Source organism: Chromobacterium subtsugae (genome assembly GCF_035919665.1).
In the GTDB taxonomy this organism is placed as follows: domain Bacteria; phylum Pseudomonadota; class Gammaproteobacteria; order Burkholderiales; family Chromobacteriaceae; genus Chromobacterium; species Chromobacterium subtsugae.
Genome location: NZ_CP142381.1, coordinates 4295372 through 4317662, shown reverse-complemented (window position 1 = coordinate 4317662; position 22291 = coordinate 4295372). Strand labels below are relative to the sequence as shown.

Here is a 22291-nt window from a genome sequence, read left to right as displayed (position 1 = left end):
CGCGATGAGCTCCAGCACCAAGCCCTACATGATCCGCGCGCTGCACCAATGGTGCGGCGACAACGGCTACACCCCCTACGTGGTGGTGTGGGTCAACGAGCGCACCGACGTGCCGCTCGAATACGTGAAGAACAACGAGATCGTGCTGAACATCGCCGAAGGCGCCACCAAGAATCTGCGGATCGACAACGACTGGCTGTCGTTCTCGGCGCGCTTTGGCGGCGTGTCGCGCGATATCTGGGTGCCGATCGGCAACGTGATGTCGATTTTCGCGCGGGAAACCGGCGAGGGCATGGGGTTCGAGGTCGAGCCGTCGCCCGAGGCCGAGCAGGACGCCAAGTCGGCCGACGCCGATCCGCCGACGGGCGGGGACCCGGGGCCGGACCGGCCCAGCGGCAGGCCCAGCCTGCGCATCGTCAAATAAGCGGGCGTTTCGCCTGCGACCAAACCGGCCGCCGCGCCGGTTTTTCTTTGCTCGCGCAAAAAAAACGGGGCACGAATGCCCCGCAAGTCCCTTACACAACAATCTTGGCTTGGCCGGCGGCTTACTCCACGCGCTCGCCGTGCAGCACCAGGTCCAGCCCTTCGCGTTCTTCGTCTTCCGCCACGCGCAGGCCGATCACCAGGTTCACCAGCTTCAGCAGGATGAAAGTGACGATGCCGCAGTAGACGATGGTGACGCCGACGCCCAGCGCCTGGGTGGCCAGGCTGCCGTCGGCGCCGCCGATGTCCTTGACCGCGAACACGCCGGTCAGCAGCGCGCCCAGGATGCCGCCGACGCCGTGCACGCCGAAGGCGTCCAGCGAGTCGTCATAGCCCAGCGCGTGTTTCAGGCCGGTGGCGCCCCAGAAGCACACCACGCCGGCGGCTAGGCCGATGATCAGCGCGCCCTTGACATCGACGAAGCCGGCGGCCGGGGTGATGGCCACCAGGCCGGCCACCGCGCCGGAAGCGATGCCCAGCACCGACGGCTTCTTCTTGGTCGCCCATTCGGCGAACATCCAGGCCAGCGCGGCCATCGCGGTGGCGACCTGGGTGGTCACCATCGCCATCCCGGCGCGGCCGTCGGCGGCGCCGGCCGAACCAGCGTTGAAGCCGAACCAGCCCACCCACAGCATCGAGGCGCCCACCAGCGTCAGGATCAGGTTATGCGGCGGCATGGCCTCCTTGCCGAAGCCGACGCGCTTGCCCAGCACCAGCGCGGTCACCAGGCCGGCCACGCCGGCGTTGATGTGCACCACGGTGCCGCCGGCGAAGTCCAGCACGCCCTTGTCGCCCATCCAGCCGCCCGGCGCCCACACCCAGTGCGCCACCGGCACGTATACCAGCAACGACCACAGCGCCATGAACACCAGCATCGCCGAGAATTTCATCCGCTCGGCGAAGGCGCCGGTGATCAACGCCGGGGTGATGATGGCGAAGGTCATCTGGAAGGTCATGAACACCGATTCCGGTATGGTGCCGGCCAGCGGGTGCACGGCCAGCTTGCCGGCGTCCTTCATGTACACCATGCCGTCCAGCATGAAGCGCGACAGATCGCCCAGGTAGGGCGTGCCGACGGTGAAGGCCAGGCTGTAGCCGATCACCGCCCACAGCACAGTCACCAGCGCGGTGATGGCGAAGCTTTGCATCAGGGTAGCCAGCACGTTCTTCTTGCGGACCATCCCGCCGTAGAACAGCGCCAGGCCGGGAATGGTCATGAACAGCACCAGGGCGGTGGAGGTCAGCATCCAGGCGGTGTCGCCGGAATTGATCACCTTGGCGGCGGCCACGGCCGGGCCGGCGGGCGCGTCGGCCAGGGCCGGCAGAGACAGGGCGGCAAGGCCGCCGCACATTGCAGCGAGTATCTTTTTCATTATGGTTTCCCCAGTTTCACACAGCGGTCAGACCGCGTCGGCGCCGGTTTCGCCGGTGCGGATGCGGATCACCTGCTCCAGGTCGTAGACGAAGATCTTGCCGTCGCCGATTTTGCCGGTGCGGGCGGACTTTTCGATGGCTTCCACCACCTGGTCCAGCAGGGCGTCGTCAATGGCGATTTCCAGCTTTACCTTGGGCAGGAAGTCCACGACGTATTCGGCGCCGCGGTAGAGTTCGGTATGGCCTTTCTGGCGGCCGAAACCCTTTACCTCGGATACGGTGACGCCTTGCACGCCAATGGCGGACAGGGCTTCGCGGACTTCGTCAAGCTTGAACGGCTTGATCACGGCTGTGACGAGTTTCATGGCGGCTCCTTCTCGGACGATCAAGTGAGGGACAACGATTTGGCTGCCTGGCTGTTATGCATGAATCGTGCCAGGCGAGCGCGGGCGCAGATTGAATTGTTGTGCGCCGCAAAAAAAGCCGCTCTGGCCTTTCTGGCACTTTCCTTGTGCGCAGAGGCTGTTTAGTCTGCCCCGTTTTGGTGCGCCGTTGCGCCGCAGCATGCCTGCCTGCTGAGGGAGGGCGAGCCACGGCCAGCGGAAAGAGGGAATCGATGCCCATGGGGACAGGAAGACGCGAGTTCGGCGCGGCTTTTTGCTACACTCGCCATAGATCAAGACACACGCAGGAGCCGTCACCATGTTGAGCCAGAAACTGTTTGAAGAAATCAGCGCCAAGATCAGCGAAACCATCGCCGCCAGCCCGGCCAAAGACCTGGAAAAGAACGTGAAGGCCATGATGGCTTCCACCTTTTCCCGGATGGATCTGGTGACGCGCGAGGAATTCGATGTCCAGCAGGCGGTGCTGGCGCGTACCCGCGAGCAGCTGGCGGCGCTGGAAGCGCGCCTGGCGCGCGTCGAGGCGGCGGCCTTTCCCGATGAGGCGGCTGCCCGGGTGGAGGAGCAGTCGGAACTCGGCCACTCCTGAGTCGCCATGACATTGGCGGTGGTGGCGAGCAGGGCGCTGTCCGGGCTTGACGCCCCGGAGGTGGCCGTCGAGGTCCACCTCGCCAATGGCCTGCCGGCGTTCAATATCGTCGGCTTGCCCGATACCGAGGTCAAGGAAAGCCGCGACCGCGTGCGCGCCGCCATCTTGACCTCGGGCTTCGAATTTCCCGCGCGCAAGATCACGGTCAATCTGGCCCCGGCCGATCTGCCCAAGGATTCCGGCCGTTTCGACCTGCCGATCGCCATCGGCATCCTGCTGGCGTCCGGCCAAGTGCAAAATCCTGACATTTCCCGCTATGAATTCGCCGGCGAGCTGGCGCTGAGCGGCGCCGTGCGCCCGGTGCGCGGCGCGTTGGCGATGGCCTGCCAGTGCCATGCGGCCCGCCGCGCCTTCGTGCTGCCGGCTGCCAGCGCGGCAGAGGCCGCGGTGGTGGCGGAGGCGCAGATTTACGGGGTGCGTTCGCTGCTGGAGGCCTGCGCGTTTCTCAACGGGCTGCAAACCTTGCAGCCCTCGGTTCCGGCTGACGGCGGAGCCTGGCCGAACTATCCGGATCTGCAGGATGTCAAAGGCCAGTCAGCGGCTCGCGGCGCGCTGGAGATCGCGGCCGCCGGCGGTCACAGCCTGCTGCTGATGGGGCCGCCGGGCACCGGCAAGTCGATGCTGGCGGCGCGGCTGCCTGGCTTGTTGCCGCGGCTGTCCGAACAGGAGGCGCTGGAGTCCGCTGCGCTGCTGTCGTTGGGCTCGCAAGGGTTTCTGGCCTCGAACTGGCGTTTGCGTCCGTTTCGGGCGCCGCACCACACCGCTTCCGCGGTGGCGCTGGTGGGCGGCGGCAGCGACCCGCGGCCTGGCGAGATCAGCCTGGCGCACCACGGCGTGCTGTTTCTCGACGAGTTGCCGGAGTTCGACCGCCGCGTGCTGGAAGTGCTGCGCGAGCCGATGGAAAGCGGGGTGATCCATATCTCGCGCGCGGCGCGCCAGGCCAGCTTTCCGGCGCGCTTCCAGCTGGTGGCGGCGATGAACCCATGCCCCTGCGGCTATCATGGGCACCCATCGGGGCGCTGCCAGTGCACGCCCGAGCAGGTGGGGCGATATCGCGGTAAAATCTCCGGCCCCTTGCTGGACAGAATCGACCTGCATATAGAGGTGCCGGCGCTGACGGCGGCCGAATTGCAGTCGGCCAGTCCGGGCGAAAGCAGCGAGCAGGTGAGGTTGCGTGTGCATGCCGCCAGGACTTGCCAGCTGGGACGCCAGGGCGGCCTGAATTCGGCCTTGCAAGGCGCGGAGCTGGAGCGGCACTGCGAGGCGAGCGCGGATGCCTTGGCCGTGCTGGGCAAGGCTTTGCAGCAGCTTGGCTTGTCGGCGCGCGCTTATCATCGGATACTGCGGGTTTCGCGCACCATCGCGGACTTGCAAGGCGAGGCGAAGATAGGCCGCAGCCATGTATTGCAGGCGATCCAGCTCCGACGCGTGATGCAGGGCAACGCCTGATAGAATTCTCAATCCAACCCGGATGGCATGCTTGCCGTCCGTTTGACATAGCGGTAGTGGTGAATGGCTAATCGAGATCTGAAAAACTCCCCCCGTCCCTCTCGCGGACGCAGCAGTTCGTCCTCGTCGCGCAGCGGCGGCGGCGGCATGATGGCGGGCATCATCATCGGCCTGATCGTGGGCGTGGCGGTGGCGGTGGGGTTGGCGATGTATCTCAACCGCTCGCCGGCGCCGTTCCAGGCCAAGGGCGAGCGCAAGCCGGAGGCGGCTTCGCAGGCGCCGACCGAGCTGCTGGCTCCGGGCACCCGCATTTCCGATGCCGCGTCGGCTACCGCGCCCGCTGCCGCGCAGCCGCAGCCCAAGCAGGCGACGCTGGACTCCGACACTGTGGCGTTGCCGCCGCCGGCCGCGCCGGCGCCCGCGCCGCATGAGGCCAAGCCCAAGGCGGCGCCCGCCGGCCAGCAGGCCAAGAGCGACAAGAACGATCAGCGCTTTGATTTCTACAAGATATTGCCCGGCCAAGTGGATGCGGTGACGTCCGATGCCAAGGGCAGCCGTGCCGCGGAACCTTCCGCGTCGGCGCCTGCCAAAAAGGTCTATCTGCAATTGGGCGCGTTCCAGAACCAGGACGACGCCGACAACCTGAAAGCCAAGCTGGCGTTATTGGGGGTGGAGGCGAAGATCCAGTCCGTCAATGTGCCGGACAAGGGGATGGTGCACCGGGTGCGAGTGGGCCCGCTCAGCCGGCAGGATGAGGTGGATCGCGTGCGCGCCCAATTGAAACAGGACGGCATCAACGCCAATGTGGTGAAAGCCGAGTAGTCGTTATCTCCCAATACAGGAAAACAAAATGAAGAAATGGTTGCTGATGGTGTTGCTGGCGGTGAGCGGCGCGGCGAATGCCGCCATCGAGCTGGGCAAGGATTACACGCTGCTGAGCACGCCTCAGCCGGTGGCCAATCCCAAGAAGGTGGAAGTGATCGAGTTCTTTTCCTACCACTGCATTCACTGCTATGACGATGATCCGGCTTTCCAGGCCTGGGCGGGCAAGCTGCCTGCCGACGTAAGCTTCCGCAAGGAGCAGATCGTATGGCAGAAGTCGATGGAAGGCTTCGCGCGGATGTTCGCCACCTTCAACGCCACAGGCACCTTCGACAAGCTGCACCGTCCGGCCTTCGACGCGCAGATCAAGCAGCGCATCGATTTGTCCAACCCGGAGCAGTTCACCAAGTGGGTCAAGCTGCAGAAGGGCGTCGACAGCGGCAAGCTGCTGCAGACCTACAACTCCTTCGGCATCAATGCCCAGGTGGCGCGCGCGACCAAGATCACCCGCGATTACCAGATCCAGGGCACGCCGACCGTGATCGTCAACGGCAAGTACGTGGTGACCACCAGCACGCCGGAGCGGATGATCGTGGTGATGAACGAGCTGATCGCCAAGGCGCGCAGCGAGAAGAAGTAAGCGGCGCGGCCGCACTGTGGAAGGGGCGGCGATGGCCGCCCTTTTTCATTGACGGCGGCCCAGGCTTGCCGGTGCTGATTTTGCAGTTATTTTTAAATAAGTCTTGACGGATTTGAAGAGCCCGTTTAATATTGGTTCCTCTGACGCGGGGTGGAGCAGTCTGGTAGCTCGTCGGGCTCATAACCCGAAGGTCGTAGGTTCGAATCCTGCCCCCGCAACCAGGTTTCAGAAAAAGCCGAATCGAAAGCGATTCGGCTTTTTTCATGGCAGTTCGCTGCGAGTGAAAATATTTGGTCCAGGCTATTGACGCCGGCAAATGATTTCATTATTATTGCATCTCTCTGACGCGGGGTGGAGCAGTCTGGTAGCTCGTCGGGCTCATAACCCGAAGGTCGTAGGTTCGAATCCTGCCCCCGCAACCAAGTTTCAGAAAAAGCCGAATCGACAACGATTCGGCTTTTTGCATTTCAGGGCTGCCTTTCGAACACGGCCTCCGTGTGGCGCGGCTGGTTTTGCGCTGAAATATTGTTGCGTCATTTGCTGGATTTTCATGGGAAAGTTGTGTTGGCGCGGCGCAATTTTCTTTCTCGTTTTCCTGATTCTGTGCAATGAATAGCGATGCCCCCCCAGCGATTGTTTGAGCGAGAATATTTTTTGTAACAATTTGCAACGCCGCGCCGCGGCGGTTCATGTTAAGCACATTGTCCTAAACCATTGTCGCGGCTATAGATTTGCCGATCCGGCGTCCTTGATTACGGTCAATCATATTGCATATCAGATGGCGGGGCGGGCTTGATCCTGGTCAAGGGTCTTGAAATATCAGGCAAAACTGTTTTTAATACGCCCGCCCGGTGCATGTTGCCGGGCAGATGTTTGTGTTGCCGAATTCCTGTCTTCCCGCGCCTTTGCCGGCGTTTCACTCGGACAGTGAGCATTCAGCTGTCACGTCATCGTCCGGAAGCGATTGTGGAGTCGCTTCCATCCGGAGCGCAGCCGCCGTGGAAACGGATGCGGTCTGGCCAATCGCGGTTCCCGCGAGCCCTGAAAGTCTGTTGTTTTGCCGGGCGGTTCGACCGCCTCCCCGCCGACGGGAGGTTTGGGCCGGTTGGCGTGAACATTTCGCTGGCGTTGGAGCGTGGCTCGCAACGCCTGTTGCGCATCGGCGCGTTGAAGGATTTTTAACCCGAAAAGTCGTAAGATGAGAAACCATAGACCCTCCCGCTTGATGTGGGGGCTCTCTCCTGTGGTGTTAGCCCTGCTTTCGGGATGCCAAGGCGGCATTCTCGATCCCAAGGGCCATATCGCCGCTGAGCAGAAGTCCCTGATCCTGACGGCAACCGCGCTGATGCTGCTGGTGGTGATCCCGGTAATCGTGATGACCCTGGTATTCGCGTGGAAGTACCGCGCCAGCAACAAGGATGCCGCTTACGAGCCGAAATGGTCGCACTCGACCAAGATCGAGATCGTGGTATGGCTGATCCCCTGCATCATCATCGCCTTCCTGGCCGCGCTGACCTGGAAGAGCACCCATGAACTGGATCCGTATCGTCCGCTGCAGTCGGAGAAGAAGGCGATCCAGGTGCAGGTAGTCGCGCTGAACTGGAAATGGTTGTTCATCTATCCGGAGCAGCAGATCGCTTCCGTCAACGAACTGGTGTTCCCGGCCGATACGCCGGTGAGCTTCAAGATCACCTCCGACGCGGCGATGAACTCCTTCTTCATTCCGCAGCTGGGCGGCCAGATCTACGCGATGGCTGGCATGCAGACGCAACTGCACCTGATCGCCAACGAGCCGGGCACCTACAAGGGCTTCTCGTCCAACTACAGCGGCGCCGGCTTCTCGGGCATGAAATTCAACGCTATCGCCACCAAGACCCCGGCCGAGTTCGACGCCTGGGTGGCCAAGGTGAAGGCTTCCGGCCAAACCTTGGACGCGCCTGCCTACCTGAAGTTGCTCAAGCCTAGCGAGAACAACCCGGTGGCTCACTACGCTTCGACCACGCCTTACCTGTTCGAAGCCGTTGTGCACAAGTACATGGCCGCCCGTCCGTCGCTGGCTGACAGCGACGACGCCATCAAGCTGGCCAAGATGACCAAAGAACTGTGCGCCGCGATCACCCCGCCGGTTGTCAAGGAGTAACGATTAATGTGGTTAGGTAAACTGACTCTGGACGCGATCCCGTACCATGAGCCGATCATCATGGGGGCGCTGGGAGGCGCCGGCCTGATGGGGCTGATGCTGTTCGCGCTCATCACCAAGTTCGGCAAGTGGGGCTATCTCTGGAAAGAGTGGCTGACTTCGGTCGATCACAAGAAAATCGGCGTGATGTACATCATCGTCGCCATGATCATGCTGCTGCGCGGCTTCGCCGACGCGCTGATGATGCGTACCCAATTGGCAGTCGCCACCGGCGGCGGCCACGGCATTTTCCCGCCGGAACACTATGATCAGATCTTCACCGCCCACGGCGTGATCATGATCATCTTCATGGCGATGCCGTTCATGACCGGCCTGATGAACATCGTGGTGCCGCTGCAGATCGGCGCGCGCGACGTGGCCTTCCCCTTCCTGAACTCGCTGAGCTTCTGGCTGCTGGTTTCGGCGGTGATCCTGGTCAACCTGTCGCTGGGCGTCGGCAACTTCGCCCGCACCGGCTGGGTGGCCTATCCGCCGCTGGCCGAACTGGGATTCAGTCCTGACGTGGGGGTGGATTACTACATCTGGGCCTTGCAGTTGTCAGGCTTGGGCACGACGCTGACGGCCATCAACTTCCTGGTGACCGTGATCAAGATGCGCGCCCCGGGCATGAAGCTGATGGAAATGCCGATCTTCACCTGGACCTGCACCTGGGCCAACGTGCTGATCGCCACCTCGTTCCCGATCCTGACCGGCGCGCTGGCGATGTTGACGCTGGACCGCTACCTGGACTTCCACTTCTTCACCGCGGAAGCCGGCGGCAACGCCATGATGTACCTGAACCTGTTCTGGGCCTGGGGCCACCCCGAGGTTTACATTCTGGTTCTGCCCGCCTTCGGCATTTTCTCGGAAGTGGTGTCCACCTTCTCCGGCAAGCGCCTGTTCGGCCACAAGTCGATGATCTACGCCAGCGGCGCGATCTCGATCCTGGGCTTCATGGTTTGGCTGCACCACTTCTTCACGATGGGCTCCGGCGCCAACGTGAACGCCTTCTTCGGCATCGCGACAATGATCATCTCGATCCCGACCGGCGTGAAGCTGTTCAACTGGCTGTTCACCATCTACAAGGGCCGCCTGCGCTTTGAAACCCCGATCCTGTGGACGCTTGGCTTCATGGTGACCTTCTCCATCGGTGGCATGACCGGCGTGCTGCTGGCGGTGCCGGGCGCCGACTACGTGCTGCACAACAGCTTGTTCCTGATCGCCCACTTCCACAACACCATCATCGGCGGCGCGGTGTTCGGCTACCTGGCCGGCTTCGCCTTCTGGTTCCCGAAAGTGTTCGGCTTCAAGCTGGAGCCCAAGCTGGGCAAGGCTGCTTTCTGGTTCTGGCAGATCGGCTTCATGTTCGCCTTCATGCCGCTGTACGTGCTGGGCTTCATGGGCATGACCCGTCGCCTGAACTACACCACCAACCCGGAATACGAGCCGTGGCTGTACGTGGCCTTGTTCGGCGCGCTGCTGATCGCCGCCGGCATCGGCTGCCAGCTGCTGCAGATCGTGGTGAGCGTGATCAAGCGCAATGAGCTGAAGGACGAAACCGGCGACCCGTGGAACGGCCATACCCTGGAATGGTCCACTTCGTCCCCGGCGCCGTACTACAACTTCGCCAAGCTGCCGCAGGTGCACGACATCGACGCCTTCACCGATATGAAGGAAAAGGGCGTGGCTTACGCGGTGCCGAAGTCCTACGAACCCATCCACATGCCGAGAAACACTTCGGCCGGCGTCTTCATCGGCCTGTTCTCCACCGTGTTTGGCTTCGCGATGATCTGGCACATCTGGTGGCTGGCCATCGTCGGCCTCGTCGGTATCATCGGCTTCATGCTGGCGCGCGCCTACGACAACGACCTGGACTACTACGTGCCGGTTGACGAAGTGGAGGCCATCGAGCGCGCCCGCTTCGAGAAGCTGGGCATCGATGTCGACAACTACACCGAGCGTGATCAGCAGGCCAAGCCGAAGAAGGCCGCCCGTCCGACCACCACCGTGTAACAGGCTGGATCAAACATGACGACTTATGTAGAGCAAGCGCACGACGCGCATGACGACCATGAGCACCACGACAGCGGCAAGCAGACTGTCCTGGGCTTCTGGTTCTATCTGATGACCGACTGCATCCTGTTCGCGACGGCGTTCGCGGCTTATGCAGTGCTGTTCCGTAACGTGGCCGAAGGCGTTTCCGGCAAGGAAATCTTCGAGCTGCCGTACGTGCTGGTGGAAACCGCGGCGCTGCTGCTGTCTTCCATCACCTACGGCTTCGCGATGATCGCCGGCCACAAGGGCAACAAGTCGGCCGTTCTCGGCTGGCTGGCCGTCACTTTCCTGTTCGGCGCGGCGTTCATCGGCCTGGAAATCAATGAATTCCACCACCTGATCGCCGAGGGCCACGGCCCGCAGAAGAGCGCCTTCCTGTCGGCCTTCTTCGGCCTGGTGGGCCTGCACGGCCTGCACGTGACCGCCGGCCTGCTGTGGATGGGCGTGATGATGCTGGAAGTGGCCAAGACCGGGCTGACCGGCCGCGCCATGACCCGCCTGAACTGCCTGTCGCTGTTCTGGCACTTCCTGGACATCGTGTGGATCTGCGTGTTCACCGTTGTGTATCTGAAAGGAGCCATGTGATGAGCCAAGCGCATGAGCACAACAGCCACGGCAGCGTGAAAAGCTACGCCATCGGTTTCCTGCTGTCGGTGATCCTCACCGCTATCCCGTTCTGGATGGTGATGGGCGGCGCCTTCACCAAGCAGGCCACCTTCTTCGGCATCTTCGCGCTGGCGGTGGTGCAGATCATCGTGCACCTGAAGTATTTCCTGCACCTGGACTTCAGCAAGGAAGGCAAGCTCAACAGCATTTCCTTCCTGTTCACCGGCATGGTGATCGTGCTGCTGGTCGGCCTGTCGATCTGGATCATCTACACCGCCGACGCGCTGATGATGCGCTGAGTGAGAACGTCTTGAAGCTCAAGCGTTATCTTCAGGTCACCAAGCCCGGCATCATCTTCGGCAACCTGATCTCGGCCGCCGGCGGTTTTCTGCTGGCGGCGCAGGGGGCGATAGACTGGTGGCTGCTTGCGGCCACCGTCATCGGCCTGTCGCTAGTGGTGGCCTCCGGCTGCGCGATCAACAACTGCATCGATCAGGACATCGACGCCAAGATGGCCCGCACCCAGAAACGGGTGCTGGTCACCGGCGCGATGAGCACCAAGGCCGCGCTGGCGCACGGCGTGGTGCTGGGCCTGGCGGGCTTCGCCCTGCTGTGGTTCGGCACCAATCCGCTGGCCACCGGCTGCGTGCTGTTCGGCTTTGTGATCTATGTCGGCGTGTACAGCCTGTACATGAAGCGCAACTCGGTGTACGGCACCCTGGTGGGCAGCCTGTCCGGCGCGGTGCCGCCGGTGGCGGGCTACTGCGCCGTCACCGGCCGCTTCGACATGGGCGCTGCCATTTTGCTGGTGATGTTCAGCCTGTGGCAGATGCCGCACTCGTACGCGATCGCCATTTTCCGCTTCAAGGACTACGAGGCGGCCGGCATCCCGGTGCTGCCGGTGGTGAAGGGCATCTCCGCCGCCAAGCAGCAGATCGTGCTCTACATCCTGGCTTTCGCCGCGGCGACCGTGATGTTGGTGTACGGCGGCTACGCCGGCTACGGCTACCTGGCGGTGGCGGTGGCCACCAGCCTGTGGTGGCTGAAGATGGCGCTGTCCGGCTACAAGCGCGAAACCGACGACAGGGCCTGGGCGCGCCAAGTGTTCTTCTTCTCCATCATCACCATCACCTCGCTGAGCGTGATGATGGCGGTGGATGGGCAGACGCCGCCGCACAGCCGCGCGGTGGCTGCCGCGAATGCGGGCCACTACGGCTAAGATCGATACCGTCTGATGGCAAACGGGGAGCGGCGCAAGCGGCTCCCCGTTTTTGTTTGGCTGTTCGTCAGCGCGGCGGCCAGGCGACGTCTTGCCGGCCGGCGGGGCCATACACGCTGGGCCGATATCCGGCAGGGGAGAGGGCTAGCTGCAAGCGGGCGTAAGCGAAGAAGAAGTAAGCGCTGTCCTGCGGTTGCAGATAGGCTTTCTCCATGCCGTCGCGGCGGTTGGCCAGGAAGGCTTGGGTCAACGCCATCCCGGACCAGGCCCGCAACGCGCCCTGGCTGTCCCGGGTCAGTATCCATTCCTGATTCTGTAGATCGGCGGCGCTGACGCGCAAATGCCGTTCGCCGTTTGTTATTCGCGTCTGGCCATCGCGCAACGCGGTGGCGAAAGGAATTTGGTATTCGCCGCTGAGCGGGTCGCGGCGAGTGAAAAGGATATCGTCTTGCCCGTCATCAGCATGCTCGATCTGCACCCGGGGAGCGGAGCAGGCATGCCGCATCAGCATCGGCCATGGCTTCTGAGTCGAGTAGGTGAGGCACAGCGGGCTGCCATTGAGTCTCTGCAGCTGGGTATCCAGGTCGCGCTCAATATATTGCGCCAGCCGATACTCCGCCGACTGACCATCGGCCTGCCTATCCAGCAGCCTCAGCTTGCTGATGGCGGTATCGGTGTATTTGGCGCCAGCTTCAATCACCGAGACGCTCAACTCTACCTTGGCAACGGGCTCGTCGCCTGGGTTGATCAGCAGCAGCCGTTCGGCGGTGTTGAGCGCGCTATCGGACTTTCCGGTGATGAAGTCGTCGGTCTGATCGATAAAAGCGGTGTCGCCTAGCTGCCGGCGCAGCTGGGCAAGCGGATATTGGCGCGCATGGTAGGCCAGCTTGAACAGGCGGGCTTCAAACGGTTTGGCTTCTCCCGCGCGGTATAGGCTGATCTTGACCAGCTTGGGCGAGGCATTCTGAAACTGGGTGGCCGCCGACTTGGCGTAGCCCGGCGTCAGCGCGATGGCAAACAGCGAGCTTGGCCGCGTCAGTGTCAGCGTAAGCGCTACTGGAGTGATCTCTTCTGATTGCGTGTATCGCTGCTGGGCATGAAACACCCAGGCTTTAGCTGGATTCGGATCAAACAGGTTCTTTGCCGAGTACTGGCCGGCATTGGCGCCGGCCAGCGTTTGATCAGCATGCAAGTGCAGCGTGTTCCAGCTTAGAGCGATATTGGCATCCTCCTGATGGTCGGATGCCTCTGTTTGTGCGGCGGCGAAAAGACTGCCCAATAGTAGCAGCTGATAGCGTTGGATTCGCATAATGGCTTCAGTGCAGCATACGTGAATATATGGCACGTTTCGATGTGTGAGTTACATTAAGCGAAGAATATTCTATTTTTCACCGCAGGATTTGATGATTTTATGCTGAGCATCTTGGCCATTTTTTTGTGTGTAGTTCAACTGCAGCGTGCCATCCTGGTCGAATTTCGCATGAATGGTTGAAAAAATGACCGCGGACTGGGTGAAAAAATTGAATTTTCTATCATTGTATTTGGCATGCCAGAGAGAAGGCTCTTGGGTTTTGCCAAAAATTGAATAAGTGGCAATGCCATCCTCTACCGGGATGAGTACACATGATCGTTTGGGATTGACAGCCAAGACATCATGAATATCTTTTGAAACGCCTTTCCCCTTTGTATAGAAAAAGCTGACTGAGCAAGGGCTTCCGCAAGAAAATGAGACTTGGGCAAGATTTGGCGAAAGCCATTTCGCTGAAACTGTGTTGGTCGGGACGTCCTGAAAGAAAAAGTGCTTTTCTCCTCCAGTTTCAACCCATGCCGAGCAACTTGTGTCACCGCAGTTGTAAACAATAGTTTCTTTTCTATCAGGCGATGGTGTTCTATTTTCCTCTGCGAAAGCTGAGAAAGATAGCAATAGCATCATTGAAAACATTACTAGCGTTTTCATGTCCTCTCCTTATGGCGCGCCGCTGTCTTCTAGGTAAGATTGAAGAAATAACTTATTCTCTGCAACCAAACTCCCTATTTCAATACTGATGTTATTGTCGCTGTTTAAAGGTTTTGTCCATCCAACTCGTTTTGTCGTCGACTTTGTGCTGTCTAGCGCATAACCTTTTCCACTTGTCTTTTGTATGCTTTTTAATAGCACGAGATATTTATTGCTTGGGGCAAGTAGGCCAAAGTAATTGCTTGTGATTTTCTTGTTATTTCCTTCTTCATTGAATCCTAGCGTGTAGTCTTCATTGTTGATAGTGCAGTGGTAGATGTTTTGGTAGTTTTTTTGAGATAGATAACTATCTTTCCCGCTATCTGCTTTGCAGTTTTCTTTTATTTTTCTGATGAAGCTGCTGCTGGATTTTCCAACAGTGTTTTTCGACTGTGCGACTAGGGAGTAAAATTCTCCCTGGCTGAAATCAGCTGCCATTGACATGGTTGATGCTGAGAAAGTGGCGATTGTAATAAGGTAGGAGGTTATTTTGTTAATCATCTGCGGCATCCAGGGTTGCTGTTGGGTTAATTAAATCGCTTCTTCTGCGGAATGGTTTAGAGCTATTGGAGAGTGTCGCTTTGATAACAGAATCTGAGGAGTTATACATTTCAAAATGCAGCATGCATTGTTTGTATTTTTCTCCGCTCGGCATGATTAATTGGCCAACTTTGGCTATGGTTTGTCCACGTTTAACGGTGTCTCCAACTTTGACTGCAATACTTTCTGGATCCACCTCGCCATATCGTACGATGAAACCATCATGGTCAATACTGACTTCGTTGGTCTTCCAGTAAAAACCGTGAGTAAAGACTACCTTCCCGTCGGCCACTGCTCGAATTGGTGTTCCAACGGCTGCGTATATATCACAACCCGCGTGTTTTCTAGAGTTTGGTCGATTATGACCAAATTCTCCAGGAGTGCCTGGCTTGTAGCTTTTTCTATTGTGGCCAGCGATGGGGAATAGAATTTTCGCGATCGAGGTCGAGTCGGGTTTGGTTTTCCCGACAGTTTCATTCGGATGACCATCCTCATTTCGATGAGATAGCACCTCATGAGTGCTATGCGCAGTAGAAGGAGGGGCTATCTTCGCAGACTTTTTCTCTGGTGTTTCTTTATTTTTCTTCTGCGGTAGTTTTAGTTCTTGCCCAACTGCGATGCTATTCGGATTCTTGATTTTGTTTGCTTGGCATATCTCAGCAATGCTGGTGCTATATAACATAGCTATCTTGGAAAGCGTTTCTCCCTTTTTCACGATGTGCGACGTAGTGCTTTTAGGAATGGGCTTGCCAATGTGTTTTTCTGTTTGAGAATTGTGTGCAATTTTATTGCGAATGATGTCTATCGCAATTTCTGCCGCTGTGATGGCTTCATCATAAACTTTTACAAGCTCACCTTTTGAGTTTTTAACCCAAAGCTTGAATTGTTCGCCAATCTTGTCAGTCAGGATAACTGGCAATTCCCCATCTTTATTTGTCTTAAGATGTTTTTCAACCTTTCCGACGGTAAATTTTACCTCACGGTTGGCGATGGGATGGTCAACTCGACGGACGCGGACCTTTAACTTCGCGACATCTTTGTATCGGAAGAATTTGAAGTCGTCTTTTTCCGCGCCGGAGACTTGTACTTCTTCTAATAGTGAAAAATTCCAGGATGGAGCCTTTTTATAAAGCTTCTCTTGTGCTTTGGGACTGTAGTATAAAACTGCTCTTTGCGCGTTGTCTGCAGCATTGCCTGTATAGATAGGGGCAACTGTCGATTTTAGTAAATCAATCTTGCCAGAGTGCGGTGTAGACGTGCCATTGGCAAGATAGTTATATGCTTCTTGGTACGGTTTGTTTTTCTGAGTATAGGCATCAAAACCGGTGTTTTTGACAATGTCTGCGGGGGTTTTATATTTTTTCCACTCGCGGCCTTGCTTTATGCGGTTCATTATCACATTGGCTATGGCTTGCCATGATGCTGTACTTTGTCCGGCAGCTTCACCATAGATGGTGGCAACAAACACATGAAAGTCGTTATCTTCAGTCATGGCTATCAATCAGGTTAATGACTTCGTCTTCATCAGTATCTTCGGCAAAATAATGATGGTCTTTGATCACCGACCAGGGTTCTTTTACATTTTCGACAATGAGAGTGAGGTTCTGGTGTAGTTCTGAATAGACCCTGTCGGTTTCGCCGGTTTTGGAAAGCGTGCCTGTCAACAGCGTCTTATTGTTCGAGGGGTCGATATAGGTGTACTTGAGACTATCTGAATGATTGGAGCCGGATAGTTGATTCGTCATCAATTGGTTGATGGAAATTTGCTTGCTGGTTTTTTGCTCCTCCGCAAGCGACATGGCCGGGAATGGCATTTTCAACTGCGCAGGGCCGTTCAGAGAGTGGCTTGCTCCTTTCACCGTTACCGTTCCCGGACAGTGAACTTCGATATTGCCGCCCGAAATGCGAATGTAGCCGCCGCCGGCAGTCAGCAGGATTTCATTTTTGGCGTTGACGACAACTCTTTCCTTGCAGGACGTGATGGTCACATCCTTATCCGCCGTCAGCTCCATCGCGTCGCTCTGCGCCTGCACTTGCACCTTCCCCTTCGCCGCGATCAGCTTCAGCGCCACCCTGTCCTTCACCCCCGCCACGAACAGGCTGAGGTGCTGGCCGACGTTGTGGATCCAGCGCCGGCCGGTGGTGTGGTTGGCGTCGCGTTGGGCGATCAGGTTCAGGTTTTGCCCGGCGGAGACGGTTTGGCTCTGCTCGGTCAGGGAGGCGATGCCGGCCGGGCCGGACAGCACCAGCAGCGGCTGTTGGCCGGCTTGGTCCTGGGCGGTTTTGCCGTCTTTGTCGGTGTTGCTGCCGGCTTCCCAGGCCTTCAGCGCGTCGGCGTGGTGTTGCAGGTGGCCTTGGGATTTCTTGCCGGTTTTGGCGTTGTCCGCGCTGATTTCGTCGGGGCCGGTTTCCATGCTGTCGGCCAGTTGGCCGCTGGCGGTTTCGGCCAGCGCTTGGGATAGGCTGAGGGCGGCGTCGAGCTGGCTTTGGGCGTGCTCGCGCGCCAGCTGTTTGCCGGATGCGCCGTTTTGCGCTTCGGTGGACAGCAGCAGGCCGTGGGCGGCGCGGATGGCGCCGTGCTGGTCGGTTCTGAGTTCGAAGCCGTCGCCGCGCGGCTGGGCTTTGCCGTTGCTTCTTGGGTGGGCGAGGTAGCCCTGGTTGAGCTGGGTCTTGCCCGCTTCGCTGGATAGCTTGGCGCGCACTTCGCCGGGGGTGTCGTCGAACAGCAGTTCGTTGTAGCCGCCGCCCTGGTGTTCCTTGGATTTGATGCCGGACAGGGTCTTGTTGGCGGGCAGGCTGCCGGCGCTGCTGAAGTCGGGCGTGGGGTGGCTGCCGTTGTACAAGACGCCGGTGATGACGGGGCGGTCGATGTCGCCTTCGATGAAGTCGACCAGCACTTCCTGGCCGATGCGCGGGATGAACTGGTGGCCCCAGCCGGCGCCGGCCGAGGGCATGGCGACGCGCAGCCAGCAGGAGGATGTGTCGTCCATTCCGGCGCCGATGGTCGGGTGTTCGTCCGGCCGCTGCCAGTGGAATTGCACCTTGATGCGGCCCTGGGCGTCGGTGTGGACTTCTTCGCCGGCGGGGCCGACCACGGTGGCGGTCTGCACGCCGAGGCTGGTGGGCTTGGCCGATTCGGTGCCGGCGTAGGCCGGCGTCAGCGGGATGCCGCGGCGCTGCGCCTGGATCTGGCTGGCGAAGGGGGCGGCCTGGCTGTCGCTGTCGGCCAGCAGGCTGGGGGCGAGGGCGCGCAGTTGCTGGGTCAGCTCGCTGGGCAGGTTGTTGCGCGCTTGCAGCGTCTGGCCGGTGACGACGAATTCGCGCTGTTCGTGGCTGTCGGCTTCGTGCGCCGGGTGGTCGTCCAGGCGGAACCATTGGCCGGCGGTGAGGCCGCGGACGGCGCCGCCGCCTTCGAATTGTTTGGCCTGCAGGTCGTGCGCCTGCTGGCGCAGCCGGGCGTAGTGGCTCAGTTGGTCGGCGTCGCCGGCGTAGTACAGGCCCTGCGGGTCGTAGTCCTGCAGGCTGGATTGCAGCGCCTGGCCGCCCTGGCCCTGGTCGATCTGGCTGCTGTCGCCGCTGTGCTGGGTGGACACCGGCTGGTAGTCGAAGCTGGCCAGCGCGACGTTGCCGGGGACGATCTGGCGGCTGGCGTGCCAGGCGGTGAGGCCATCCTCGTCTTCGGTGGCGTCGCTGCGGTGGAAGCGCACGCGTTCCACCTCGGCCGGCGGCAGACTGTAGGCGTCGTCGAACACCACCAGCTTGACCTGGGGCGTGTCGCCGTCGACATGCTCGAAGCGCCAGGCGTAGCCTTCCTCGTGCAGCAGGCGGACGATGAAGTCATAGTCGCTTTCGCGGTATTGCAGGCAGTAGCTGCGCGGCTGCGCCGGGCCGACCTGGATTTCGATGGCCTGGCCGCGGGCGAAGGCCGGGTTGGCGGCCTGGTGCTCTTGCAGGATCTGCTGGACGATGTCGGGCACCGTCAGGTCCTGGAACACCCGCGAGGTGCGGCGGTGGCGCAGCAACGCGAACGGCGGCTCGATGGTCAGTTCGTAGCGGGCGAAGCCGCCGTCGGCGCCCAGCTGCCGGGCCTGGGACACCACGCCGCAGCGTATCGTCTCCTGGCCCTGGGCGTCGGCGATGCCGAGGCGGGCGGATTGACCGAGCAGGGTCTTGAGTGCGATGGCGCCGTCGGGCGACAGGCAGGTCAGGGTGAAGCGATAGGGCCGGGACACGCCTTCCTCGCCGTCCAAGCTTTGCGGCAGCAGCTGCTCGGCCGCGACATGGCCGTCGCCCAGTTGCAGGGTGAGCTGGCGGCGGTCCTGGGTGAAGGCGGAGGCGAAGGAGGACAGCAGGTTGGTGAGGTCCATGATCGAAAGAAGAGGGCGTTCAGCCCTGCACCTTGTAAACGTTGGAGGATAGTTGCAGGGTGGCGTCGAATGTCACCGGCGGCCGGTGCGGGTGCACTTTCAGCACCGCGTCCACGCGAAAGCGCAGGTGGCGCTCCAACTCGCGCGGCGCGTCCAGGTTGACGCGCACGCGCGACAGCCTGGGCTCGTGCAGTTCTATCGAGCGGCGCAGCTGTTCGCGCAGCGTTTCGCGGTCGTCCGGGTTGAGCAGGCTGATGCCGGACAGGTCGGGTATGCCGTAGCTGAGCAGGCTGTCGCGGGCCCGCGGGAAGGGCTCGAACAGCTCGTCCAGCGGCATCAGCCGGGTGTTGAGCAAGGCTTCCAGGTCGCGCGCCAACGCCTGCTTGAACTGCGAGAGCTCAAACAGGCTGATCGCTTCGATGTGGCTCAGGTCCGGAGCGTCGTCCAGCAAACGGTCCAGCACCGATGGCAGAATCTGCGCGTGGCGGTTGCTGCTCATAAGCCGAATACGGAAGCCGCCTGGCGCGCCAGCATCCAGCGGAAGGCGATGAAGATGCCGGCGCCTGCGACGGCCAGCAGCGCGAAATACAGCCACAGCGGCAGCTCATGGCGGACAAAGGCCTGGAAGCGTTGCGGCAGCTGCCAGTTGGGCGCGAAATCGGCCTTGCCGCCGCGGATTTGCTGGATTTCCTGGCCGAGCTTGTGCAGCAGGTAGCCCAGTTTCTCCTCGCCTTCCAGCAAGTACTTGCCCTGGAAGCCCAGCAGCAGGCAGGTGTAGAACACCTCCAGCGCCTCGATGTTTTCAGCCGGCGCGTCGCGCAGCTGTTCCAGGCGATTGAAGAAGCCCTCGCCGGCCAGGTGTTCGCCGAACAAGCGCAGCTGCAGCGGCATGCGTTCCCATTCGTCGCGCAGCGCGAAATCGGACGACAGGATGATTTCGTCCATCAGCGCGCAGAACGCGTATTTGGAATGGCTGATGGCGTTGCCGTCCTTGCCGAAATTGCGCGCGTTGCGCTCGAACTGGCCGAGGAAGTGGTCGACGCGGCGGTTGAACTCCACGGCGCTGCTGGGGGCGTTGCCTTCCTTCAGCAGGAACAGCAGATAGATGCCGTCTTCCAGCATTTCGCGCAGGCTGGGCGCGGCGGGGGCGGCTACGCTCAAGGCGCGTTCCGCGGTTTGGATGCTTGCTTGGTTCATGTCGATATCAGCGGAAGACCGCTATCAGTTCTATGGAAATATTGGCCAGCGTCTGCGGCACGTAGATGCAGATGCTGCGGGACTGCAGCATGCGGCTGTAGATCTCGCTGCCCGGCTCCAGCGCGAAGTAGTGGTTGCCCACGCGCACCGGGATGGCCGACGGCGTTTGCGCCGAGTGCGCCAGGCTGACGCCGCGCATCGCCGAGTTGAGGATGCGTTCGACATCGTCCGGCGCGCCGATCTTGAGCTTGAGCGGCACGTTGTCGAGGATGTAGCTGGCGGGTTGGTCGCTTTGCACCGACAGGTAGAAGTCGACATTGTCCAGCAGCCGGTCGCTTTCCAGCCGGCCGATATGGAAGGAGGGCCGCGGCGAGTGCAGCGGAATCACCTTGTAGCGGGCCGATACCACGGTTTCCAGCAGTTCGCGGATTTGCAGGTCCAGCGGCGGGAATACCAGGTGCAGCTGGTCGTGGCGGTAGGCCGGGATGTCGGACAGCGTGTACAGCGTGGCGAAAGTCTGCAGTTCGCCGCAGAACTCGGCCAAGGCCATGTACAGCTCTTCCGGATGCAGCGGCTGGCATTGCGACAGGTGGCGCAGGCGGGCGAAGTTGCGATTGACGGTGTGCAGCAGCCAGAACGAGCTGATGTCGGCCGAGCCGAACTCCATCACGCTCTTGGCGCGCTCGCGGTGGGCACCGGACAGTGCCTGGCTCTTCACCAGCAATATGTCGAGCAGCCGGCGCAGCATCTGCATCATTTCGCCGGAACCCTCGATCGCCAGCAGCGGCGGCAGGAACTCCTTGCCTACCGTCCATTGGCCGGTGGCGTCCTTTTCCAGCTGGCACAGCGGGATGGAGTCGTAGCCGTCGCGGTTTTCCTCCTCCAGCATCAGTTTGATGTCGAGCTGCAGGGTGGAGAGGTCGGCCGCCAGCGCCTGGGTGTACAGATCGGAGACTTCGCTGTGGTCGCTGTGGAAGCGGGTCGGCCGGGCGCTGGCCTCGCCGCCGCGGGTGTTGCCGCCATAGGGCTGCAGTTGCGCGAGACAGGCGTACAACGTGGTCTTGATGCCGATCTGCGGCATGGAGGCGAGGTCGCGGCTGAGCGGCAGCGGGGCGCTGGCGGGCGCCTGGCACAGCGAGCCGTCGCGGAACAGCGCAGTCAGCTCGTCGACGCGGATGATGCCGCCTTTCAGCGCCGCTTCATCCAGCGACAGCTTTTGGATGCCCCAGGCGTGGCGATGGGTCAGCCGCAGCAGGCTGGATTGGGCTTGCTCCAGAAATAAAGCCTGTTGCTGAAAGTGCTGCGGGCGAAGGAACATGCCTTCGCCCCATAATATTCTCTGTGCATGAAGCATTGCTGCTTGAACCTTGGCTGAATTGGGAGGTGATGGCCGCTATTCTAGTTGCGCGCGGTGGAACAATCGACTGCGCCGGTATTGGGCTGGTCTGGCAGCTGAATCGCTTCGGGTTTGATCGCCTGCAAATAGCAGTCGTCGACTTTGAATTTGAGGTCCTTGCTGCGCACGCGGCCGGCATCATAAAGCAAACGCCAGAAGTGGGGATTCGGCTGACGGAAATAACCGATTACGCCAACATAATTGGCGTCTTCCAGGATTGTCATATCCAGTTCCTGCTTGCCGCCCGGAACGAATATCAATTCTTTGCTGGATATTACCGAAGCGCCTAACACATCTGCTATCGGCTTTCCACTGGCCAAAAGGTCAGGTGTGAGTAGTTTAAATCCTTGGTCCGATTTCAATTGATAAACTTGTACTACCACAGACAATGGTTTGCCATGCTTGTCGCGGTTCAGCGCGGTGGTGGCTTCGCTGCTGAGAGTGATGTTTTTCGGGCCTGCGCAGCCGCCCAGCAGCGGCAAGGCCAGCGCCGCGATCATCAAGCAAGTTTTTTGCCAGCGTTTAGTTAAATCCATATAATCGGCACCTGAAATAAGACGGCATACAACGGTTCATTCTAAAGAATACGCTTGTCTCTGCTTGCATGTGCCGTATCGAATTCGACCCCGGCACTTGACTTCTTTGCAAATCAAATCAAGCATATCGCGTAATTTGCCGGTTCATCAATCGTTTGTATAAAAAATTCCAATGACGTTAATTGTGCCACTGGCGGTGGCTTGCATCTTATTGCTCATGTTGTGGTTGGGGTGGCGTTATTTTCTTGGCGGGGCAAGGCTTCGGGTGGTTCAGGCGCCGATTGAGATTCCTCAAAATCCGGCCTTTGCCGCAGTTGAGGAAAGCCGGAATGACGAGGCGTCTTCGCGTTTGTCCGGAACGGTTTCGGCTGCGCGCGGCTGG

General features: G+C 60.1%; 21 protein-coding genes and 2 tRNA genes. 12 read left to right on the top strand and 11 right to left on the bottom strand.

Translation table 11 applies throughout. The annotated features are described in order from the left end of the window. The first annotated feature begins 4 nt into the window (after positions 1-4). Entirely contained in the window at positions 5-424 is a 420-nt protein-coding gene (locus U6115_RS20595) for a ClpXP protease specificity-enhancing factor (RefSeq protein WP_043579282.1), read from the top strand. A 121-nt stretch (positions 425-545) separates the two neighbouring features. Here the strand turns inward: U6115_RS20595 and U6115_RS20590 are convergent, their stop codons facing one another. Together U6115_RS20590 and glnK are read right to left on the bottom strand one after the other, a co-directional pair. Continuing rightward, complete coding sequence (locus U6115_RS20590) at positions 546-1856, bottom strand: ammonium transporter (protein WP_043579281.1); 1311 nt, start codon at positions 1854-1856, stop codon at positions 546-548. A gap of 27 nt (positions 1857-1883) precedes the next feature. After that, complete coding sequence (gene glnK / locus U6115_RS20585) at positions 1884-2222, bottom strand: P-II family nitrogen regulator (RefSeq protein ID WP_021478498.1); 339 nt, start codon at positions 2220-2222, stop codon at positions 1884-1886. 337 nt (positions 2223-2559) lie between these two features. On the opposite strand from glnK, the gene U6115_RS20580 reads away from it, so the two are divergent. The 11 genes from U6115_RS20580 to cyoE all read left to right on the top strand — a co-directional run bounded on the left by U6115_RS20580 (position 2560) and on the right by cyoE (position 11877). Next, on the top strand, positions 2560-2847 hold the full coding sequence (locus U6115_RS20580) for an accessory factor UbiK family protein (RefSeq protein WP_043579280.1): 288 nt from the start codon (positions 2560-2562) through the stop codon (positions 2845-2847). 6 nt (positions 2848-2853) lie between these two features. Beyond that, on the top strand, positions 2854-4356 hold the full coding sequence (locus U6115_RS20575) for a YifB family Mg chelatase-like AAA ATPase (protein ID WP_043579279.1): 1503 nt from the start codon (positions 2854-2856) through the stop codon (positions 4354-4356). A gap of 63 nt (positions 4357-4419) precedes the next feature. Next, entirely contained in the window at positions 4420-5178 is a 759-nt protein-coding gene (locus U6115_RS20570) for an SPOR domain-containing protein (protein ID WP_043579278.1), read from the top strand. Between the two features lie 28 nt (positions 5179-5206). Beyond that, a complete protein-coding gene (locus tag U6115_RS20565; protein ID WP_043579277.1) occupies positions 5207-5818 on the top strand; it encodes a thiol:disulfide interchange protein DsbA/DsbL in 612 nt (203 codons plus the stop codon). A 144-nt stretch (positions 5819-5962) separates the two neighbouring features. Beyond that, positions 5963-6039 (top strand) — tRNA-Met (locus U6115_RS20560). A 124-nt stretch (positions 6040-6163) separates the two neighbouring features. Next, a tRNA-Met gene (locus U6115_RS20555) sits at positions 6164-6240 on the top strand. A gap of 824 nt (positions 6241-7064) precedes the next feature. After that, positions 7065-7958: a ubiquinol oxidase subunit II gene (gene cyoA / locus U6115_RS20550; RefSeq protein WP_230623425.1), complete on the top strand. Its 894-nt coding sequence runs from the start codon at positions 7065-7067 to the stop codon at positions 7956-7958. Between the two features lie 6 nt (positions 7959-7964). Further along, positions 7965-10010: a cytochrome o ubiquinol oxidase subunit I gene (gene cyoB, locus U6115_RS20545; RefSeq protein ID WP_043579275.1), complete on the top strand. Its 2046-nt coding sequence runs from the start codon at positions 7965-7967 to the stop codon at positions 10008-10010. 15 nt (positions 10011-10025) lie between these two features. After that, entirely contained in the window at positions 10026-10637 is a 612-nt protein-coding gene (gene cyoC / locus U6115_RS20540) for a cytochrome o ubiquinol oxidase subunit III (RefSeq protein ID WP_043579274.1), read from the top strand. Beyond that, positions 10637-10957 carry a cytochrome o ubiquinol oxidase subunit IV gene (cyoD, locus tag U6115_RS20535; protein ID WP_043579273.1) on the top strand — a complete coding sequence of 107 codons (321 nt, stop codon included), beginning with the start codon at positions 10637-10639 and terminating at the stop codon, positions 10955-10957. The genes cyoC and cyoD overlap by 1 nt, the downstream gene beginning before the upstream one ends. An 11-nt stretch (positions 10958-10968) precedes the next feature. Continuing rightward, positions 10969-11877, top strand: a complete 909-nt coding sequence (gene cyoE / locus U6115_RS20530) for a heme o synthase (RefSeq protein WP_043579272.1) — start codon at positions 10969-10971, stop codon at positions 11875-11877. Between the two features lie 67 nt (positions 11878-11944). On the opposite strand, the gene U6115_RS20525 is transcribed toward cyoE, so the two are convergent. The 9 genes from U6115_RS20525 to tssJ form a co-directional block, all read right to left on the bottom strand. Continuing rightward, entirely contained in the window at positions 11945-13186 is a 1242-nt protein-coding gene (locus U6115_RS20525; protein ID WP_146008426.1) for a hypothetical protein, read from the bottom strand. Between the two features lie 72 nt (positions 13187-13258). Next, the gene (locus U6115_RS20520) at positions 13259-13834 is read right to left on the bottom strand and encodes a hypothetical protein (protein ID WP_146008427.1); all 576 of its coding nucleotides are present in this window, start codon (positions 13832-13834) and stop codon (positions 13259-13261) included. Between the two features lie 9 nt (positions 13835-13843). Further along, positions 13844-14374, bottom strand: coding sequence for a hypothetical protein (locus U6115_RS20515; protein ID WP_146008428.1), 531 nt, complete (start codon positions 14372-14374; stop codon positions 13844-13846). Further along, entirely contained in the window at positions 14367-15905 is a 1539-nt protein-coding gene (locus U6115_RS20510; protein ID WP_080770315.1) for a peptidoglycan DD-metalloendopeptidase family protein, read from the bottom strand. Before U6115_RS20510 ends, U6115_RS20515 begins: the two co-directional genes overlap by 8 nt. Next, a complete protein-coding gene (locus U6115_RS20505) occupies positions 15898-18780 on the bottom strand; it encodes a type VI secretion system Vgr family protein (RefSeq protein WP_101527490.1) in 2883 nt (960 codons plus the stop codon). The genes U6115_RS20510 and U6115_RS20505 overlap by 8 nt, the downstream gene beginning before the upstream one ends. Positions 18781-18799: 19 nt before the next feature. Beyond that, on the bottom strand, positions 18800-19279 hold the full coding sequence (gene tssE, locus U6115_RS20500) for a type VI secretion system baseplate subunit TssE (protein WP_043581363.1): 480 nt from the start codon (positions 19277-19279) through the stop codon (positions 18800-18802). Further along, on the bottom strand, positions 19276-19977 hold the full coding sequence (gene icmH / locus U6115_RS20495) for a type IVB secretion system protein IcmH/DotU (protein WP_043581360.1): 702 nt from the start codon (positions 19975-19977) through the stop codon (positions 19276-19278). The genes tssE and icmH overlap by 4 nt, the downstream gene beginning before the upstream one ends. Positions 19978-19984: 7 nt before the next feature. Continuing rightward, positions 19985-21331, bottom strand: coding sequence for a type VI secretion system baseplate subunit TssK (gene tssK, locus U6115_RS20490; RefSeq protein WP_043581355.1), 1347 nt, complete (start codon positions 21329-21331; stop codon positions 19985-19987). A gap of 44 nt (positions 21332-21375) precedes the next feature. Next, positions 21376-21909: a type VI secretion system lipoprotein TssJ gene (tssJ, locus tag U6115_RS20485; protein WP_080770377.1), complete on the bottom strand. Its 534-nt coding sequence runs from the start codon at positions 21907-21909 to the stop codon at positions 21376-21378. Positions 21910-22291 lie beyond the last annotated feature (382 nt).

Excerpts from the sequence above, each read along its gene's own strand:
- U6115_RS20595 (WP_043579282.1), top strand. The coding sequence starts at position 5 with ATGAGCTCCAGCACCAAGCCCTACATGATCCGCGCGCTGCACCAATGG.
- U6115_RS20590 (WP_043579281.1), bottom strand. The coding sequence starts at position 1,856 with ATGAAAAAGATACTCGCTGCAATGTGCGGCGGCCTTGCCGCCCTGTCT.
- glnK (WP_021478498.1), bottom strand. The coding sequence starts at position 2,222 with ATGAAACTCGTCACAGCCGTGATCAAGCCGTTCAAGCTTGACGAAGTC.
- U6115_RS20580 (WP_043579280.1), top strand. The coding sequence starts at position 2,560 with ATGTTGAGCCAGAAACTGTTTGAAGAAATCAGCGCCAAGATCAGCGAA.
- U6115_RS20575 (WP_043579279.1), top strand. The coding sequence starts at position 2,854 with ATGACATTGGCGGTGGTGGCGAGCAGGGCGCTGTCCGGGCTTGACGCC.
- U6115_RS20570 (WP_043579278.1), top strand. The coding sequence starts at position 4,420 with ATGGCTAATCGAGATCTGAAAAACTCCCCCCGTCCCTCTCGCGGACGC.
- U6115_RS20565 (WP_043579277.1), top strand. The coding sequence starts at position 5,207 with ATGAAGAAATGGTTGCTGATGGTGTTGCTGGCGGTGAGCGGCGCGGCG.
- cyoB (WP_043579275.1), top strand. The coding sequence starts at position 7,965 with ATGTGGTTAGGTAAACTGACTCTGGACGCGATCCCGTACCATGAGCCG.
- cyoC (WP_043579274.1), top strand. The coding sequence starts at position 10,026 with ATGACGACTTATGTAGAGCAAGCGCACGACGCGCATGACGACCATGAG.
- cyoD (WP_043579273.1), top strand. The coding sequence starts at position 10,637 with ATGAGCCAAGCGCATGAGCACAACAGCCACGGCAGCGTGAAAAGCTAC.
- U6115_RS20525 (WP_146008426.1), bottom strand. The coding sequence starts at position 13,186 with ATGCGAATCCAACGCTATCAGCTGCTACTATTGGGCAGTCTTTTCGCC.
- U6115_RS20520 (WP_146008427.1), bottom strand. The coding sequence starts at position 13,834 with ATGAAAACGCTAGTAATGTTTTCAATGATGCTATTGCTATCTTTCTCA.
- U6115_RS20515 (WP_146008428.1), bottom strand. The coding sequence starts at position 14,374 with ATGATTAACAAAATAACCTCCTACCTTATTACAATCGCCACTTTCTCA.
- U6115_RS20510 (WP_080770315.1), bottom strand. The coding sequence starts at position 15,905 with ATGACTGAAGATAACGACTTTCATGTGTTTGTTGCCACCATCTATGGT.
- U6115_RS20505 (WP_101527490.1), bottom strand. The coding sequence starts at position 18,780 with ATGGACCTCACCAACCTGCTGTCCTCCTTCGCCTCCGCCTTCACCCAG.
- tssE (WP_043581363.1), bottom strand. The coding sequence starts at position 19,279 with ATGAGCAGCAACCGCCACGCGCAGATTCTGCCATCGGTGCTGGACCGT.
- icmH (WP_043581360.1), bottom strand. The coding sequence starts at position 19,977 with ATGAACCAAGCAAGCATCCAAACCGCGGAACGCGCCTTGAGCGTAGCC.
- tssK (WP_043581355.1), bottom strand. The coding sequence starts at position 21,331 with ATGCTTCATGCACAGAGAATATTATGGGGCGAAGGCATGTTCCTTCGC.
- tssJ (WP_080770377.1), bottom strand. The coding sequence starts at position 21,909 with ATGGATTTAACTAAACGCTGGCAAAAAACTTGCTTGATGATCGCGGCG.